This window comes from Spiroplasma endosymbiont of Aleiodes alternator (assembly GCF_964031135.1).
Taxonomy (GTDB): Bacteria; Bacillota_I; Bacilli_A; order Mycoplasmatales; family VBWQ01; genus Spiroplasma_E.
The window spans coordinates 513,985-529,912 of the sequence record NZ_OZ035008.1; the positions used below are offsets into that span (position 1 = coordinate 513,985).

Genomic DNA, 15,928 nt, shown 5'->3' on the forward strand with positions numbered 1-15,928 from the left:
AACATGAAAAATGATAAAAAAAACACTAAAAATTCAAGTGAACAAGTAACTAAAAATAAGTTAGAATCTACTTTTACAAAGAAGTCAGTATCTAAAACCGCAGGTACAATACCACCAGTAACTCATAAATCTCATGATAAACCAGAATCAAAGGAAGAAATAGAAGCTAATAAAGCTAAATTGCAAGCTTTTAAAGATAATCAAAAAGCAATTAAAAAATTAACAAAAACTCATTCAAAAGAAATTTTAGCAGGTAAAATTATATCAATGACTAATAATACTCCTGATACTCAAACTAATGTTATTGAATTATTTGATGTTAAAAAATCTTACTTAACTGGAGACTTAGAATATGAAGTATTAAAAGGAGTTAATTTAAAAATTAAATTAGGTGATTTTCTTGTTATCTTAGGAGCATCGGGAAGTGGTAAGACAACATTATTAAATATTATTTCGGGATTGGATAAACCTAATACTGGTGATGTTTTTGTGGCGGGATACAATTTATCTTTATTAAAAGATAGTCATTTAACTAAATTTAGACGAGATAATGTTGGTTTTATTTTTCAACAATACAATTTATTAACTAACTTAACTGCTCGTGAAAATGCTGAAGTTGGTGAAAATCTTGCTAAAAATAAAAATATGAGTATTGATGATATTTTTCAAGTTATTGAAATGGATGAACATATGAATAAGTTTCCAAGTCAATTATCAGGTGGACAACAACAAAGAGTATCGATTGGTAGAGCACTAGCAAAAAAACCGACAATTTTATTTTGTGATGAGCCAACAGGAGCACTTGATGAGGAAATGGGGCGTAAGGTGTTAGAAATTTTATTGGATGTTAATCGAGAATATAAAACATCAATTATTATGGTTACTCATAATCCTAACTTCCAATATGTTGCAAATACTGTTATTAACGTTAAAAATGGTAAAATTATTAGTGTAAAGAATAATGAAAAACCAATGAAACCAAATGAAATAAATTGATCATAAGAAAAGGGTATAGATGGGGGTTGATTTAATAAATACTTGTATAAAGAAAAAAATATTAAATTATAAGAATCTAATAGAAAATACTATATTTTATTTAGTTTAATTATTTTTTAGAAAGAAAAAGGTGCAAGGTAATGAGTATTGGTTTAATTACATTTATTATATGAATATGTTTAGTAATTTGAATAGTGTTTTTAATTTGAGGTATAACTTTATGTAATAGTAATAATGCATTAGGCATCATATTATTATTTTTAACATTAAATTTAATTGGTTTAATAATAGGAATTTCTTTATTATATAATAAAAATAAGCAAAATGTAGATAACAAAAAAAATATTAATAGTAATATTAAAATAGAAGAACTAAGTTAAACATTCCTTTTTAGAAATTTTAGTATTAAATTAAAAAATCATACCTTAATTTAATACAATTAAAAATAAAATAATAATAAATATTATCATATTAAAGTATGACTTAAAAATATTTAAATGAAACTTGCAAAAAAAGTAATTATTTTAAGGTAATGTTTAGTAATCTGTGTAACTTACAAAAATAACTATGTTTAATTAATTCTAGTAAATATAATTAAATGACTAGAAAGAGTGAGTTACAGATGGCTAAAAAGCAAAATATTAATAATAATGATCCAATATCAAAAGCAGTAGATTTATTATTAGAAAATACTGAAGATTTAACAACAGTTTTTAAAGATGGAGGATTGTATAAAGAATTAACAAAAAGATTAGTAGAAAAAATGTTGAATTCTGAGATGCAAAATTATTTAGGATATGATAAGAATCAACATAGTAATAGTGACAATGCTCGTAATGGTATAAGTTCAAAAAAATTAATAACTCAACAAGGTAAAATTGAGATTGATGTACCACGAGATCGCAATAGTAATTTTAATCCTGTAATAGTTGCAAAAAGACAAAGAAGATTTGATGGTTTTGATCAACAAGTTCTTTCTTTATATGCAAAAGGTATGACATTATCAGATATTAGAATGCAATTACAAGAGTTATATCTTGGTGCTGATATTAGTGAAAGTGTTATTAGTCAAATTACTGATGATGTTATTGATGATGTAAAAGCATGGCAAAATCGACCATTAGAAAGTGTCTATCCGATTGTTTATTTTGATTGCATAATAGTGAAAGTACGACAAGATAAAAGGATTATTAATAAATCAGTTTATATAGCTTTAGGAGTTGATTTAGAAGGTAAAAAAGATGTTTTAGGTTTATGAATTAGTGAAAATGAAGGTGCTAAATTTTGATTAACAAATTTAACAGAAATGAAAAATCGTGGCTTAAATGATATTCTTATTGCCTGCAGTGATAATTTAACAGGCATGTCAGAAGCAATACAATCAGTTTATCTTAAAACAGAACATCAATTATCCATAGTTCATCAAATTAGAAATAGTTTGAAATATGTCTCATATAAGCATAGAAAATCTCTAGTTGCAGATTTAAAACCAATTTATACTGCATGTAGTGAAGAACAAGCAATGCAGGCTTTAGAATCCTTTGAAAATAAGTGAAATAAACAATATCCTCAAATTGCTAAATCTTGATATAAAAATTGAGATAATTTAATTGTTTTTATTAGTTATCCTGCAGAAATTAAAAGAGTGATTTATACAACAAATGCTATTGAATCTGTAAATAGTCAATTACGAAAAGTTATCAGAAATAAAAAAGTGGTAATGTTTAGTAATCTGTGTAACTTACAAAAATAACTATGTTTAATTAATTCTAGTAAATATAATTAAATGACTAGAAAGAGTGAGTTACAGATGGCTAAAAAGCAAAATATTAATAATAATGATCCAATATCAAAAGCAGTAGATTTATTATTAGAAAATACTGAAGATTTAACAACAGTTTTTAAAGAGGGAAAATTGTATAAAGAATTAACAAAAAGATTAGTAGAAAAAATGTTGAATTCTGAGATGCAAAATTATTTAGGATATGATAAGAATCAACATAGTAATAGTGACAATGCTCGTAATGGTATAAGTTCAAAAAAATTAATAACTCAACAAGGTAAAATTGAGATTGATGTACCACGAGATCGCAATAGTAATTTTAATCCTGTAATAGTTGCAAAAAGACAAAGAAGATTTGATGGTTTTGATCAACAAGTTCGGGACTTTCCAGCAATCTGTGTAACTTAGTGATTTTACAACTAAAATTTATTTAAAAAACACAGTTTTTAGGAAAGTCCCACAAGTCTTTCTTTATATGCAAAAGGTATGACATTATCAGATATTAGAATGCAATTACAAGAGTTATATCATGGTGCTGATATTAGTGAAAGTGTTATTAGTCAAATTACTGATGATGTTATTGATGATGTAAAAGCATGGCAAAATCGACCATTAGAAAGTGTCTATCCGATTGTTTATTTTGATTGCATAATAGTGAAAGTACGACAAGATAAAAGGATTATTAATAAATCAGTTTATATAGCTTTAGGAGTTGATTTAGAAGGTAAAAAAGATGTTTTAGGTTTATTAATTAGTGAAAATGAAGGTGCTAAATTTTGATTAGCAAATTTAACAGAAATGAAAAATCGTGGCTTAAATGATATTCTTATTGCCTGCAGTGATAATTTAACAGGCATGTCAGAAGCAATACAATCAGTTTATCTTAAAACAGAACATCAATTATGCATAGTTCATCAAATTAGAAATAGTTTGAAATATGTCTCATATAAGCATAGAAAATCTCTAGTTGCAGATTTAAAACCAATTTATACTGCATGTAGTGAAGAACAAGCAATGCAGGCTTTAGAATCCTTTGAAAATAAGTGAAATAAACAATATCCTCAAATTGCTAAATCTTGATATAAAAATTGAGATAATTTAATTGTTTTTATTAGTTATCCTGCAGAAATTAAAAGAGTGATTTATACAACAAATGCTATTGAATCTGTAAATAGTCAATTACGAAAAGTTATCAGAAATAAAAAAGTTTTTCCTAATGATATGGCAGTTTTTAAAATATTTTATTTAGCAATTGAAAATATAACAAAAAAATGAACAATGCCCATTCAAAATTGAAATACAGCAATTGCTCATTTTATGATAAAATCTGAAGATAGAATTAATCTAAACTAGTACTTTGTAAAACAAAGATACACAGATTACATAAAAGCCTCAAAAAAGTTTTTCCTAATGATATGGCAGTTTTTAAAATATTTTATTTAGCAATTGAAAATATAACAAAAAAATGAACAATGCCCATTCAAAATTGAAATACAGCAATTGCTCATTTTATGATAAAATTTGAAGATAGAATTAATCTGAACTTGTCAAGAAAAGTGGACAATAAAAGTAACCTTTTATTAAATTTTATAAAATAGCGTTTGTAAGTGTTAAATTTATAGGTATGAAGTAATTATTTGTTGGTTTGGAATGAGCTAATCGATATTCGATTGGACTCATTCCTTTTAATTTTATTTGAGATCGATAATTATTATAAAAGTAAATATATTTAGGTAAGTTGTCTTGTATTCATTCAATAGTTCTATTTTTTCTTGGAATTTGATATAGAAATTCTGTTTTCATTGTTCCAAATCAAGTTTCAGTAGCACCATTATCACAGGAATTACCTCTTCTAGACATTGAAATTTTTATTTTTAATTCATCACATAAAATTTTATAAGAAGGATTTGTATAGTAAAATCCTTGATCTGATTGTAAAATTCATGAAGTAGGTTTTTGAGCATTAACTCAAGCTTGGATAATGTTTTGGACAACAAATGTCATGTCTAAACTTGCACTTATTTTATAATCTAATATTTCATTATTATGAAAATCTTTAACAATTGATAAATAATATGTTTTACCATTAGTTAATAAATAAGTTATATCAGTACCTAATTTTTCATTTAAATTAGTAGTTGAAAAATCACGTTTTAATAAATTATCATATCTTAAACTTCCTGATTTAGTTCTATAATCAAATTTTTTGGGCGGTTGTCAAAGTTACGAAATAATTAATTATCATATTAGTAACTTATTTCCGAAATTACCATTTAAAAATGATGATAGACAAATTAAATTCTCTTTTACCCTTAAATTTATATTCGACGTATTTTAAAAAATATAGATTTTATAAGATAAAATAAAAATTATTAACAAGGAAAAAGACAAGAAATAATCTTGTCTTTTTTTGTAATTGTAAAATTTTAAAATTTTTAATAACCGTCTTTAACGCTATTATCAACACGTGTTAGGGAACTAAAAAAGTGAACTACAACACAGTTGTTAAAAATAGTAGCTAGAACATGTGGACTTGCATGAATAAATAAAAAGTGGAGTGATACCTAATAAATTATACTAACCATTTAATGGTAATTCTTGGGGTGGGAGCGAATTGGAAACTAGTATATATAGACCTACTAGGGAACCTACTATATTAATTCTATTCTTTATTTAACCAACCTTGCCACTCCCCAGTGAGCAAGTGTTGGTTTTATTTTTTATTTTTTTTGAAAAATTTTTTTGGGCGAGAAAATAAATTTCAAACTTGTAAAAAAAATTGAGCGGTGCCGGTTCAATTAAAATATTAATTTGTTTAACACAAATTAAATAAATATTGAATCGAATGCCTCAATGTTTTTTAAAATTTCACAATTTATTTTTGAGCCCAGAATTGCTGAAATGAATAAAACGAATAGTAGTATTATTAATAATCTAAAAATCAAAATATATGTTCTTTATGCTAGAAGCAACAGAACATATTAGGAAAGGATTATTATGCAAATAGAATTTAAAAAAGAACAAATTGTTAAAGATAAACCACAATCTATTCTTATTGATTATGTTGAATATAAATTATCACTTCCAAAATGAATGATTAAAAATAATTCTTTTATTGTTGATAACAGTTACACATATTGAGTTTTTAATTTAGAAAATATTAAAAGAGAATTAAGTGGTAATGAATTAATAAAATTATTAGAACCATATATTAAAGACCAAAAAATAACTGTTAATAAACCAACTGCTCCAAAAGAATATTATCTTAATGATATAAAACTTGAACCATTAAAATTTTATGAACAGCATAATAGTTGATTTATAGGTGAAATAACAGATAACAAAACTAAAATTACTAATCCTTGTTTTAAATATAACATTACGTGAGAAGAAAACAGAAAAGGTTTTAAAATAAATAATCCATATAAACATGATGATTTACCAATTAATTATCTAGTTACTTCTTATAAGGAAATTTCAACTCATAATGAAAAAATATTTTTGTTGAACATGTAAACAAAATAAATTAGATTATTTATTCTTTAATACTAATGATATAAAAACAAGAAAATATTTTTTAAGAGATAAAAATAGTAAAGCGATTTGTTATGATTGTATTTTAAATATTAGGTTAAGTAGGAGGTATAAATATGGATAAAGAATATTTAACTAAAAGAGGAACGATTTGCATACCAGACAGTGATGATATTGAATTTAAAATAGGACTAATTAAACTGATTGATGATTTAAAAAAAGATAATTTAGTTTGTGGTCATAAAGAATTTATTGAAGAATGTAAATATTGTTGATGTAATTGTGATTTAGAAATTATTAAAACAGTTATTAGAGGTTAACTTAATTAATGCAATATGATTTAATTATTGGAATTGACCCCGCTGGAATTGGTAATAATGGAATTGTTATATATTCAAATGAAACTAATAATATTGTTTTTAATGAAACATTCAATACATTAACTGTTTTATGAACTAAAAATATGTATAAAGAAAAATTTCAATTAATTAAAGAAAAATTTATTGATAAAAAAATATTAGTTATTGTAGAAAATTTCTTTTTAAATTCAAAACAATTACTAACTAATCCATTATCAACGCCTAAAATCATTGGTGCATTAATGGTATTAGTTCAAGATGTTTTCAACTGAGATTATCTAGAAAACCAACCAAAAAATAAAAATAAAATAACAAATTATAAAGGAAATATAAAATTAACAAAACATGAACAAGATGCTTATAAGCATATTCAATATTATTTAAAAAATCATAAAAAAATATTAATTTTTGATAATTATTTAAGGAAATTATAAACATGAAAGATAAAGCAAATTATGTCAAATTAACAGTAAAACTAAGTAATACTATTGAAGCAAAATATTACGAAAAAGGTAATAAATAATTATATTATAGTGTTAGAGGTCAATGAAATGGATTAAACTATGTTACTTTAATTTTTAACAACCCAAAATTTTATAGACGCTGTATTTTATTAAACAAAAACGATGAAATTATAGTAACTGGTCAAATTTTTAATACTTTAAATATTGCTAAAAATCGTGCATTTTGTTCAATTAATGTTAAATGATTTAAAAAATGAAAAGAGTAAAAAATGATATTATGAAAAATTTTATTAATAGTACCAATATTAATAACAAGCATAACACTAATAATATTTTTAATATTTATTATTAAAGAATTAAAAAATGAATATAAAGTATTAAAAATATTAAGTGAAATTTCTAATCAAATTAAAACTAAGGAGAAATAATAATGAATAAAGAAGAGTTAGAACAATGAGTATTTAATGAAATAGGTAAAATTGAAAGTATTAAAGAAGATAAATTATTACATGAAAATTGTATTAATAAAGAAAAATTAGTATCTTTTTTATCTGAATTTTATAATAATTTTAATCAAGTTGAAGACAAATGATTTCAATCAAAAGCAGATACTTATGCAAATATATTAGAATATTTAGAAAGTAATGAATTTTATAATGATAATAAAAATTAAAAAGAATAATAAATGTGGTTATGGTAGAGTTTTTGCTCATAAATGTAATAACTTATGTAAACAAAAACAAAATAAAAGAGTTAGGAAAGAAAGGTTAAATTATGAATAAAGAAAAATTAATTAAATATTTAAAAACTTTATTTATGGAAACTGATAATTGAGAAAAACAAACAATTATTGCAACGAATTTAATAATACGTGAAGAACTGATTAAAAAAATAGAAAATGGAGAATTTGAATAATGATAATATTACCTACTTTGTTTGAAAATAAAGATGAAATTGAAATATTATCACCATTTCCAAAAGCAATTCATACAAGTAATGATATTAGAGCAATTATTTTAAGACAATATCCAAATGTTAAATCAAAACACATAATTGTTTCTGACCCCGAAAGTAATGTTGCATTAATAGTTGGTGATAATGATGTTTATCAAGGTTGAATTAAAGTAACAATTAAAAAATTAGAAAATTAAAGGAGATTAAAATGCCAAACGAAAATACACAATCAAATTATACTTTAACTAAATTAATTAGAACTGGAATAAGTCCAATTTGTGCAATGATTGGTACAAGTGCTTATTATGGTCAAGTAATTGCAAATCCAGTATTAGGTTCAATTAATAGTTTATTATTTGGTAAAAAATTAGGTTTAGATATATGAAATTTAAATCAAAGACCAAATACTAAAACTAAATTAATTAATAGTTCTAAAAAAATATTATTAGGTTTAGGAACAATTGGTTTAGGAAATTATAGTAAATGAACAGAAAATAATATTAATCCTATTATTCCAACAACACCAATTCCAGTAACTACTACAACTACAACAGAAGGTCCACCATGATTACTATTAAATAAGCAAGAAAATCAGTCATTAATGGATTGAGATACATATATTAGTTTAAATGCTTATGGTATATCAAATCTTATTAGTGGATTAACTGAGTTAATACCTAATAAATTTGAAACAATAAGAAAAATTTGTAATATGGCTACTGGTGGTTGTTTAATTTCAAGTGGTGTTGCTATGGGTATAAATAATGATTTTATGAATGCTTATGCAGTACCTACTATAGTTGCTGGTGCAAGTGAAATAATCCATAATTTATTACCTATTGAAACTACACATCATAATCAAGAAATGCAAGAAACACCATTTACAAATGAAGCTACAAGATTAATTAATGATAATAGATTTACTATTAATAGTGAAACTGCAAGTCAATATTATGGCAGTGATAATATGAGCGAAGTGCCATTAAATCATGATAATGCTTCATTAAATTGAGATTATAATCACATGAGTTTATAAAGGAGGTGAATAATTTATGAATAAAGAAAAAATAATTGAATATTATAATAATGAAATTCAGACATATAAAGAGAGAATGGAACAATTAAATAAAGAAATTGCCTTATTAGTAAGCATTATAAGTAATTCAAAATCGATGATTGAAAGAATTAATGGTGGTCAATTTGATGAATAATTAAAAAATAAATAATTGAAAGGAAAATATTGAGATGAAAGAATGAACTTGTCAAGAAAAGTGGACAATAAAAGTAACCTTTTATTAAATTTTATAAAATAGCGTTTGTAAGTGTTAAATTTATAGGTATGAACTAATTATTTGTTGGTTTGGAATGAGCTAATCGATATTCGATTGGACTCATTCCTTTTAATTTTATTTGAGGTCGATAATTATTATAAAAGTAAATATATTTAGGTAAGTTGTCTTGTATTCATTCAATAGTTCTATTTTTTCTTGGAATTTGATATAGAAATTCTGTTTTCATTGTTCCAAATCAAGTTTCAGTAGCACCATTATCACAGGAATTACCTCTTCTAGACATTGAAATTTTTATTTTTAATTCATCACATAAAATTTTATAAGAAGGATTTGTATAGTGAAATCCTTGATCTGATTGTAAAATTCATGAAGTAGGTTTTTGAGCATTAACTCAAGCTTGGATAATGTTTTGGACAACAAATGTCATGTCTAAACTTGCACTTATTTTATAATCTAATATTTCATTATTATGAAAATCTTTAACAATTGATAAATAATATGTTTTACCATTAGTTAATAAATAAGTTATATCAGTACCTAATTTTTCATTTAAATTAGTAGTTGAAAAATCACGTTTTAATAAATTATCATATCTTAAACTTCCTGATTTAGTTCTATAATCAAATTTTTTTATGCGAACCTTAGCTTTTAAACTCATATTTTTCATATATCTATATACAATATGGGTAATGTTTAGTAATCTGTGTAACTTACAAAAATAACTATGTTTAATTAATTCTAGTAAATATAATTAAATGACTAGAAAGAGTGAGTTACAGATGGCTAAAAAGCAAAATATTAATAATAATGATCCAATATCAAAAGCAGTAGATTTATTATTAGAAAATACTGAAGATTTAACAACAGTTTTTAAAGAGGGAGGATTGTATAAAGAATTAACAAAAAGATTAGTAGAAAAAATGTTGAATTCTGAGATGCAAAATTATTTAGGATATGATAAGAATCAACATAGTAATAGTGACAATGCTCGTAATGGTATAAGTTCAAAAAAATTAATAACTCAACAAGGTAAAATTGAGATTGATGTACCACGAGATCGCAATAGTAATTTTAATCCTGTAATAGTTGCGAAAAGACAAAGAAGATTTGAAGGTTTTGATCAACAAGTTCTTTCTTTATATGCAAAAGGTATGACATTATCAGATATTAGAATGCAATTACAAGAGTTATATCATGGTGCTGATATTAGTGAAAGTGTTATTAGTCAAATTACTGATGATGTTATTGATGATGTAAAAGCATGGCAAAATCGACCATTAGAAAGTGTCTATCCGATTGTTTATTTTGATTGCATAATAGTGAAAGTACGACAAGATAAAAGGATTATTAATAAATCAGTTTATATAGCTTTAGGAGTTGATTTAGAAGGTAAAAAAGATGTTTTAGGTTTATGAATTAGTGAAAATGAAGGTGCTAAATTTTGATTAGCAAATTTAACAGAAATGAAAAATCGTGGCTTAAATGATATTCTTATTGCCTGCAGTGATAATTTAACAGGCATGTCAGAAGCAATACAATCAGTTTATCTTAAAACAGAACATCAATTATGCATAGTTCATCAAATTAGAAATAGTTTGAAATATGTCTCATATAAGCATAGAAAATCTCTAGTTGCAGATTTAAAACCAATTTATACTGCATGTAGTGAAGAACAAGCCATGCAGGCTTTAGAATCCTTTGAAAATAAGTGAAATAAACAATATCCTCAAATTGCTAAATCTTGATATAAAAATTGAGATAATTTAATTGTTTTTATTAGTTATCCTGCAGAAATTAAAAGAGTGATTTATACAACAAATGCTATTGAATCTGTAAATAGTCAATTACGAAAAGTTATCAGAAATAAAAAAGTTTTTCCTAATGATATGGCAGTTTTTAAAATATTTTATTTAGCAATTGAAAATATAACAAAAAAATGAACAATGCCCATTCAAAATTGAAATACAGCAATTGCTCATTTTATGATAAAATTTGAAGATAGAATTAATCTAAACTAGTACTTTGTAAAACAAAGATACACAGATTACATAAAAGCCTCACAATATGAAATTTTAATTTTAAATTATAAATTTTGTTAATTCATAAAGTTATCATTTTATAACCATAAATTTCTTGAAATTCATAAAAAATATTTTTAATTATATTAGCTAAAAATGTATCTCATTTATTAAATTCATTCATTCCATTCTTAATTCACTTATAATATCCTGATTTTGAAACATTTAATAATCAACATAAATAACTAATCTGATATTTTTTCTTCAATGAGAAAATCACAAAATATTTCTTCTTTTTTGTCGATTTTTCTAAATACTTTTTTATATCGTTCATTGCCTCAATATATTCAATTAATTCTTGTTTTGTCATTTCATTAAAATTTAAAGATTTGGGTCGACCTGTTCTTTTGGTTTTTTTAGCACGAATTCCATTGCCATATTTTAAACCTTTTTCACCTAATAATTTATATGCTTTAATTCATTCTTTTATTGATGATCGACCAATACCATACTCTAATGCGGTTTTATCAATTGTTTTAATTTTACTTATTTTTATTATTTTTAACTTTTCTTCTTTTGATAGTCATTTAGCCATAAAAAAATGAACACCTTCCTTAAAGTATTTTTAACACAAAGGTTACAATTCTGTGTCTACTTTATTCTAGATGTTCAGAATTTTTACATGAATTAATAATTATTGGAACAAGTGTTGGAACATTAATTTGCAGAGAAATTATTGTTTTATTAAAAAGATTTATCACAACTCCAAAACATGTTAGAGCAAATAACAAAATTATAAAACATCAAAAAAAATTAGCAAAATTAAATGAAAAAATTAATAAAGGAGAAAAATAATATGACAAAAATTGAATTTAATGAAAAATATAGAAAACAAGATATTAGTATTGATAGAGATTTTGATTTGCATATTGATAATTGTTTTAAATTTTCTGATATTGATACATTAGAAAATGCAGTTAATGATTATAAAAAATTAATAAGTGAAATGCCACAATTAGTTAAAGATTGATTATTAGGATAAGATTAGGAGAATGTTAAATGTTAGAAAATGAAAATAATGTTAAACAAACAACTGAACTTTTAACTGAAAATAATGCTTCTTCACAAGAAATAGAAAATAAAGTTAATGAAGCAGAAAATAAGTTAAATAAACTTAATCAAGAAATTAAACAAAAAGAAATGATGAATATATTTAAAAAATATCAAGTTAAAACTGAATTTTATGATTACTTAAAATTTAAAACAAATAATCTAGAAAATTCAAAAATTGAAGAAACTATTAAAAAAATGATTAAAGAACAACCAATATTTAAAGAAACAATTAATACAGGTGGTAAAGCACAAACAATAATAACAAATCAACCAAATTCAATAAAAAGTACATTATTGGATTATAAAAAAAATAATAATTTATAACAGAAAGGAGATCAAAAAATGGCAATACAATTTAATAAAAATTTAGATAATACCGAAAAATTAGTAGAAGCACCAGAGTTTATAGAATTTTATAAACAATCAAATTCACCATGAGCAAGTTTTTTTCCTATCGAAATGGTTAATTCAACAAAAATTGAATTTATAGTTAAAAAACCAAAAAATTCAGAAATTAAAGTATTAAAATGAAATGATAAAAGCAAAGGATTAGATGTTAGTTATGCTGAAACTATTAAAATTTTAAAAGAAATTAAAGAAGAAGCAGTTGCAGGTGAAATAATTGCTAATGTTGATTTAAATGCTGAAAATGGACAAAATTTATTAAATACAATGCAATATGAAGTTGCTAATGACTTAGCAGATTATTTAGCAAATAATGATACAAATGTAATTGCAAAATATGCAACTAAAATAGACATTACTGATAAAACACCAGTAGGATATTTAAAATCAATGTTAGATGCTTGAAATACTTTATTTCAATTAAGAAATAGTAATAATTGTCGTTTTTTTATTACTAATAATCTTTATGATAGTATTGTTTATTTAGCTAATAATAAAGGATTAATTACTGATAATCAGATTGCTCAACAATTAAGATTAAATGGAAATGATTTATATATTAAAGGTGTACTATGTCAAATTGTAATGGATGATTATATGACATTTACTGATAATAATGAAACTAAAATTATGTCTTTTGTTTTAGCAACACCAAGAGCAATGAAAAGATATATGTTACAAAATACAGTTGTATATGTTCAAGATATTGCTGATGGTAAAGTTGGAAGAAGATATTTAGTTGGTGGAGAAGTAACTGGTGAATCAATACCCTATATAACAGATGAAGAAACAACTTCACGCTGAATGTTATGTGCAATTGTTAATAATGATAAAAATGATTTAAAAACTAAGATTACAAGTTTAACAACTGATATTACTGCAAATGTTAATAACAATAATAGTGAATTAAATACACAAATAAAAAGTACTAATGAACTTAAATCATTAAATCCTAATTTAACAAATCCAACTATTAAATATTTTAGTGATGCACAAAGTAAAACTAATATAAATAATCAAAAACAAAAAGCAGGTGACTTATATATAACTATTACTGCAAATGTTAATGACTTAAATTATAAAGGAACAACAAATCCAATTAAAATAACTCTTAAATAAAGGAAATTAATATCATGCCAATCGGTACAACTAGTACAGCAATACTTTTAAACATAAATAAACCAAAACATACTAGAACAAGTAACCAACAAGAAAATAAAAGTTTTTGATGAGAAATTTTAGAAATGATTGGTGTACAAGTAATAGCAGTAGCACTTGCTCCTTTTACTGGTGGATTAAGTGAAAGTGTAGCACTTGGATTAGGTGCAAGTGATTTAATTGCTAGTATTAGTGCTGTTGGTGTAGACTTTTTAACTGATTTTACTATTAATCAAGTTTATGATTTTTTAAAAGGAAATGTAACAAAATTAAATACTTTCTTTAATATACTTCCTGCATTTGCTGGAATTAATAAAATTAGTCGTGGTTATCGCACTACTAAATTTATTAAGTTAGCACAAAATACTAAAACATTAGAACAAGTTGGTATTAAAGAAGCAAAAAATTTAAAAGAAATTATTAGTCAAGTAAGTGGAAAAGAAATTTTAACAGATAAAATTATTGGTAATAAACGTTATTTAATGAATTATAGTTTTATTCCTAATCGTGAAACAGTATTACGAGATTTAGGCTATGTTGCTGAAAGACAATATAAGAATAATTTTCAAAAATTAAAAGCACAAGAGTTAAAAGATTACTTATTATTACAAAATACATTAATAAAATTAAGTCCACAATTAACTCCTAAATTTAAAATTAAAGATATCGAAAAAGCAAATAACTTTTTAAAAAAATTTAATACTGATTTAAAAAAAGTACTATCTATGAACCAACATGATTGATTAAATTTAGTACATACAATCCATACAGAAAATAGATTTGGAAAAACTTTAATTTTAGATTTACAAAAAATTCGTGCTAATGCTATTAAATTTAATTTTAAAAATAGTTCAATTCATAAGATTGTTTTAAATGCAAATAAAATTTTTAAATATTTTGATATTAGATTTTATTTAAAAAAAGGTTTAAATAAATTTTGAAAAGATACACCATATTTTGAAAAAATACGAGAAAGTATATATAAATTACAAGAAAAATTTGAAAAGTTAGAAAAACAAGTATTTGAAAAAATTCAGAAATTAAAAGAAAAAGCAACTGATTTATTTACTAGTGCAGAGAAAAAAGCAATTAAACATGCACAATTAATTCCATTAAATTCACCTGTATTTATGGGATGTAAAATTCAACCTTTATCATTAGATAAATGTGCAATTACTATTTATCATCGCAATCCTAAATATAACCCAATTACAGTTGTTGATAGTATTCTTAAAGCAAAAACTTTTGTTACTCAAATACATCCATTTCATTGATATCGTTGATATAGTGGTTGATACATTGGTTATGGTGTTAATCATAATAAATGATTAAAAGCAATAGCATTTGCTCCACCAGTTGTTCAACAAGTAATTAGAGATAGTTTTCAAGTATATAGAGAAATATTTAGAACTATTAGAACTTATCATAAAGTAGTAAATGTTATTAATAATCCTATTGAAAATATTAATAAATCATTTAAAAATGTTGGTTTAAAGTTTTCAGTTAATACTTTATTTGGAGCAGGATTATTACATCATTTAGAAAAATTTGCATATAGTCAAGTTGTAGAAAAAGGTAAAAAAAAGTTACAAAAAGAAATTATCCATATATCACATAGAAAAACTAAAACAAAAACTAAGCATTATAAAAAAGCATTTTTTAAGGAATGATAAATTATGATTAATAAACTTTGAACTGATGTCAGTCTTGAAAATTATAATAACTGATATCCATTAACTGGAAAAATTACAGAAACACCACAGCAATACATACAAACATGACCTAATGTTAATGATTGATTTAAAACTTTGGGACTTTCCAGTAATCTGTGTAACTTACAAAAATAACTATG

Annotated in this window: 20 protein-coding genes and 2 pseudogenes; 19 read left to right on the forward strand and 3 right to left on the reverse strand. The window is 23.6% G+C overall.

Features of this window, described 5'->3' with window-relative positions; all coding sequences use genetic code 4:
- Positions 1-3: 3 nt before the first annotated feature.
- From ACQH20_RS03020 to ACQH20_RS03035, 4 genes and pseudogenes are all read left to right on the forward strand, one after another.
- Complete coding sequence (locus ACQH20_RS03020; RefSeq protein ID WP_425377475.1) at positions 4-1,002, forward strand: ABC transporter ATP-binding protein; 999 nt, start codon at positions 4-6, stop codon at positions 1,000-1,002.
- A gap of 616 nt (positions 1,003-1,618) precedes the next feature.
- A complete protein-coding gene (locus ACQH20_RS03025; RefSeq protein WP_425377576.1) occupies positions 1,619-2,749 on the forward strand; it encodes an IS256 family transposase in 1,131 nt (376 codons plus the stop codon).
- A gap of 57 nt (positions 2,750-2,806) precedes the next feature.
- A pseudogene (locus ACQH20_RS03030) lies at positions 2,807-4,132 on the forward strand (IS256 family transposase).
- A gap of 41 nt (positions 4,133-4,173) precedes the next feature.
- Positions 4,174-4,314, forward strand: a pseudogene (locus ACQH20_RS03035) (IS256 family transposase); the annotation flags it as partial.
- Between the two features lie 52 nt (positions 4,315-4,366).
- Here the strand turns inward: ACQH20_RS03035 and ACQH20_RS03040 are convergent.
- Positions 4,367-4,783, reverse strand: a complete 417-nt coding sequence (locus ACQH20_RS03040; RefSeq protein WP_425377476.1) for a transposase — start codon at positions 4,781-4,783, stop codon at positions 4,367-4,369.
- Between the two features lie 993 nt (positions 4,784-5,776).
- On the opposite strand from ACQH20_RS03040, the gene ACQH20_RS03045 reads away from it, so the two are divergent.
- From ACQH20_RS03045 to ACQH20_RS03085, 9 genes are all read left to right on the forward strand, one after another.
- Positions 5,777-6,295 carry a hypothetical protein gene (locus ACQH20_RS03045; RefSeq protein WP_338973560.1) on the forward strand — a complete coding sequence of 173 codons (519 nt, stop codon included), beginning with the start codon at positions 5,777-5,779 and terminating at the stop codon, positions 6,293-6,295.
- A 134-nt stretch (positions 6,296-6,429) separates the two neighbouring features.
- Complete coding sequence (locus ACQH20_RS03050) at positions 6,430-6,633, forward strand: hypothetical protein (RefSeq protein ID WP_281748672.1); 204 nt, start codon at positions 6,430-6,432, stop codon at positions 6,631-6,633.
- 8 nt (positions 6,634-6,641) lie between these two features.
- Complete coding sequence (locus ACQH20_RS03055; protein WP_281748671.1) at positions 6,642-7,106, forward strand: hypothetical protein; 465 nt, start codon at positions 6,642-6,644, stop codon at positions 7,104-7,106.
- Positions 7,107-7,405: 299 nt separating this feature from the next.
- A complete protein-coding gene (locus ACQH20_RS03060) occupies positions 7,406-7,564 on the forward strand; it encodes a hypothetical protein (RefSeq protein WP_338975867.1) in 159 nt (52 codons plus the stop codon).
- Between the two features lie 2 nt (positions 7,565-7,566).
- Entirely contained in the window at positions 7,567-7,809 is a 243-nt protein-coding gene (locus ACQH20_RS03065; protein ID WP_338975868.1) for a hypothetical protein, read from the forward strand.
- A 101-nt stretch (positions 7,810-7,910) separates the two neighbouring features.
- Positions 7,911-8,051 carry a hypothetical protein gene (locus ACQH20_RS03070; RefSeq protein WP_281749441.1) on the forward strand — a complete coding sequence of 47 codons (141 nt, stop codon included), beginning with the start codon at positions 7,911-7,913 and terminating at the stop codon, positions 8,049-8,051.
- Entirely contained in the window at positions 8,051-8,287 is a 237-nt protein-coding gene (locus ACQH20_RS03075) for a hypothetical protein (RefSeq protein ID WP_174480108.1), read from the forward strand. Before ACQH20_RS03070 ends, ACQH20_RS03075 begins: the two co-directional genes overlap by 1 nt.
- An 11-nt stretch (positions 8,288-8,298) precedes the next feature.
- Positions 8,299-9,126 (forward strand): hypothetical protein, encoded by an 828-nt coding sequence (locus tag ACQH20_RS03080; protein WP_425377279.1) that lies wholly within the window; start codon positions 8,299-8,301, stop codon positions 9,124-9,126.
- Positions 9,127-9,142: 16 nt separating this feature from the next.
- A complete protein-coding gene (locus tag ACQH20_RS03085; RefSeq protein WP_338978061.1) occupies positions 9,143-9,301 on the forward strand; it encodes a hypothetical protein in 159 nt (52 codons plus the stop codon).
- A 133-nt stretch (positions 9,302-9,434) separates the two neighbouring features.
- Here the strand turns inward: ACQH20_RS03085 and ACQH20_RS03090 are convergent, their stop codons facing one another.
- Complete coding sequence (locus ACQH20_RS03090) at positions 9,435-10,049, reverse strand: IS3 family transposase (protein ID WP_425377477.1); 615 nt, start codon at positions 10,047-10,049, stop codon at positions 9,435-9,437.
- 112 nt (positions 10,050-10,161) lie between these two features.
- Between ACQH20_RS03090 and ACQH20_RS03095 the strand changes: the two genes are divergently transcribed.
- Positions 10,162-11,400 (forward strand): IS256 family transposase, encoded by a 1,239-nt coding sequence (locus ACQH20_RS03095; protein WP_425377561.1) that lies wholly within the window; start codon positions 10,162-10,164, stop codon positions 11,398-11,400.
- On the opposite strand, the gene ACQH20_RS03100 is transcribed toward ACQH20_RS03095, so the two are convergent.
- Positions 11,387-11,995, reverse strand: a complete 609-nt coding sequence (locus tag ACQH20_RS03100; RefSeq protein WP_425377478.1) for a hypothetical protein — start codon at positions 11,993-11,995, stop codon at positions 11,387-11,389. The two genes, ACQH20_RS03095 and ACQH20_RS03100, sit on opposite strands and share 14 nt — an antisense overlap.
- A 261-nt stretch (positions 11,996-12,256) precedes the next feature.
- Between ACQH20_RS03100 and ACQH20_RS03105 the strand changes: the two genes are divergently transcribed.
- The 5 genes from ACQH20_RS03105 to ACQH20_RS03125 are packed head-to-tail and all read left to right on the forward strand — an operon-like array spanning position 12,257 to position 15,923.
- A complete protein-coding gene (locus tag ACQH20_RS03105) occupies positions 12,257-12,442 on the forward strand; it encodes a hypothetical protein (protein WP_281748210.1) in 186 nt (61 codons plus the stop codon).
- Between the two features lie 17 nt (positions 12,443-12,459).
- Entirely contained in the window at positions 12,460-12,837 is a 378-nt protein-coding gene (locus ACQH20_RS03110; RefSeq protein ID WP_425377281.1) for a hypothetical protein, read from the forward strand.
- A gap of 18 nt (positions 12,838-12,855) precedes the next feature.
- Complete coding sequence (locus ACQH20_RS03115; RefSeq protein ID WP_425377479.1) at positions 12,856-14,037, forward strand: hypothetical protein; 1,182 nt, start codon at positions 12,856-12,858, stop codon at positions 14,035-14,037.
- A 14-nt stretch (positions 14,038-14,051) separates the two neighbouring features.
- A complete protein-coding gene (locus tag ACQH20_RS03120; protein ID WP_425377283.1) occupies positions 14,052-15,749 on the forward strand; it encodes a hypothetical protein in 1,698 nt (565 codons plus the stop codon).
- A 3-nt stretch (positions 15,750-15,752) separates the two neighbouring features.
- Positions 15,753-15,923, forward strand: coding sequence for a hypothetical protein (locus tag ACQH20_RS03125; protein WP_425377284.1), 171 nt, complete (start codon positions 15,753-15,755; stop codon positions 15,921-15,923).
- The last annotated feature ends 5 nt before the right edge of the window (positions 15,924-15,928 follow it).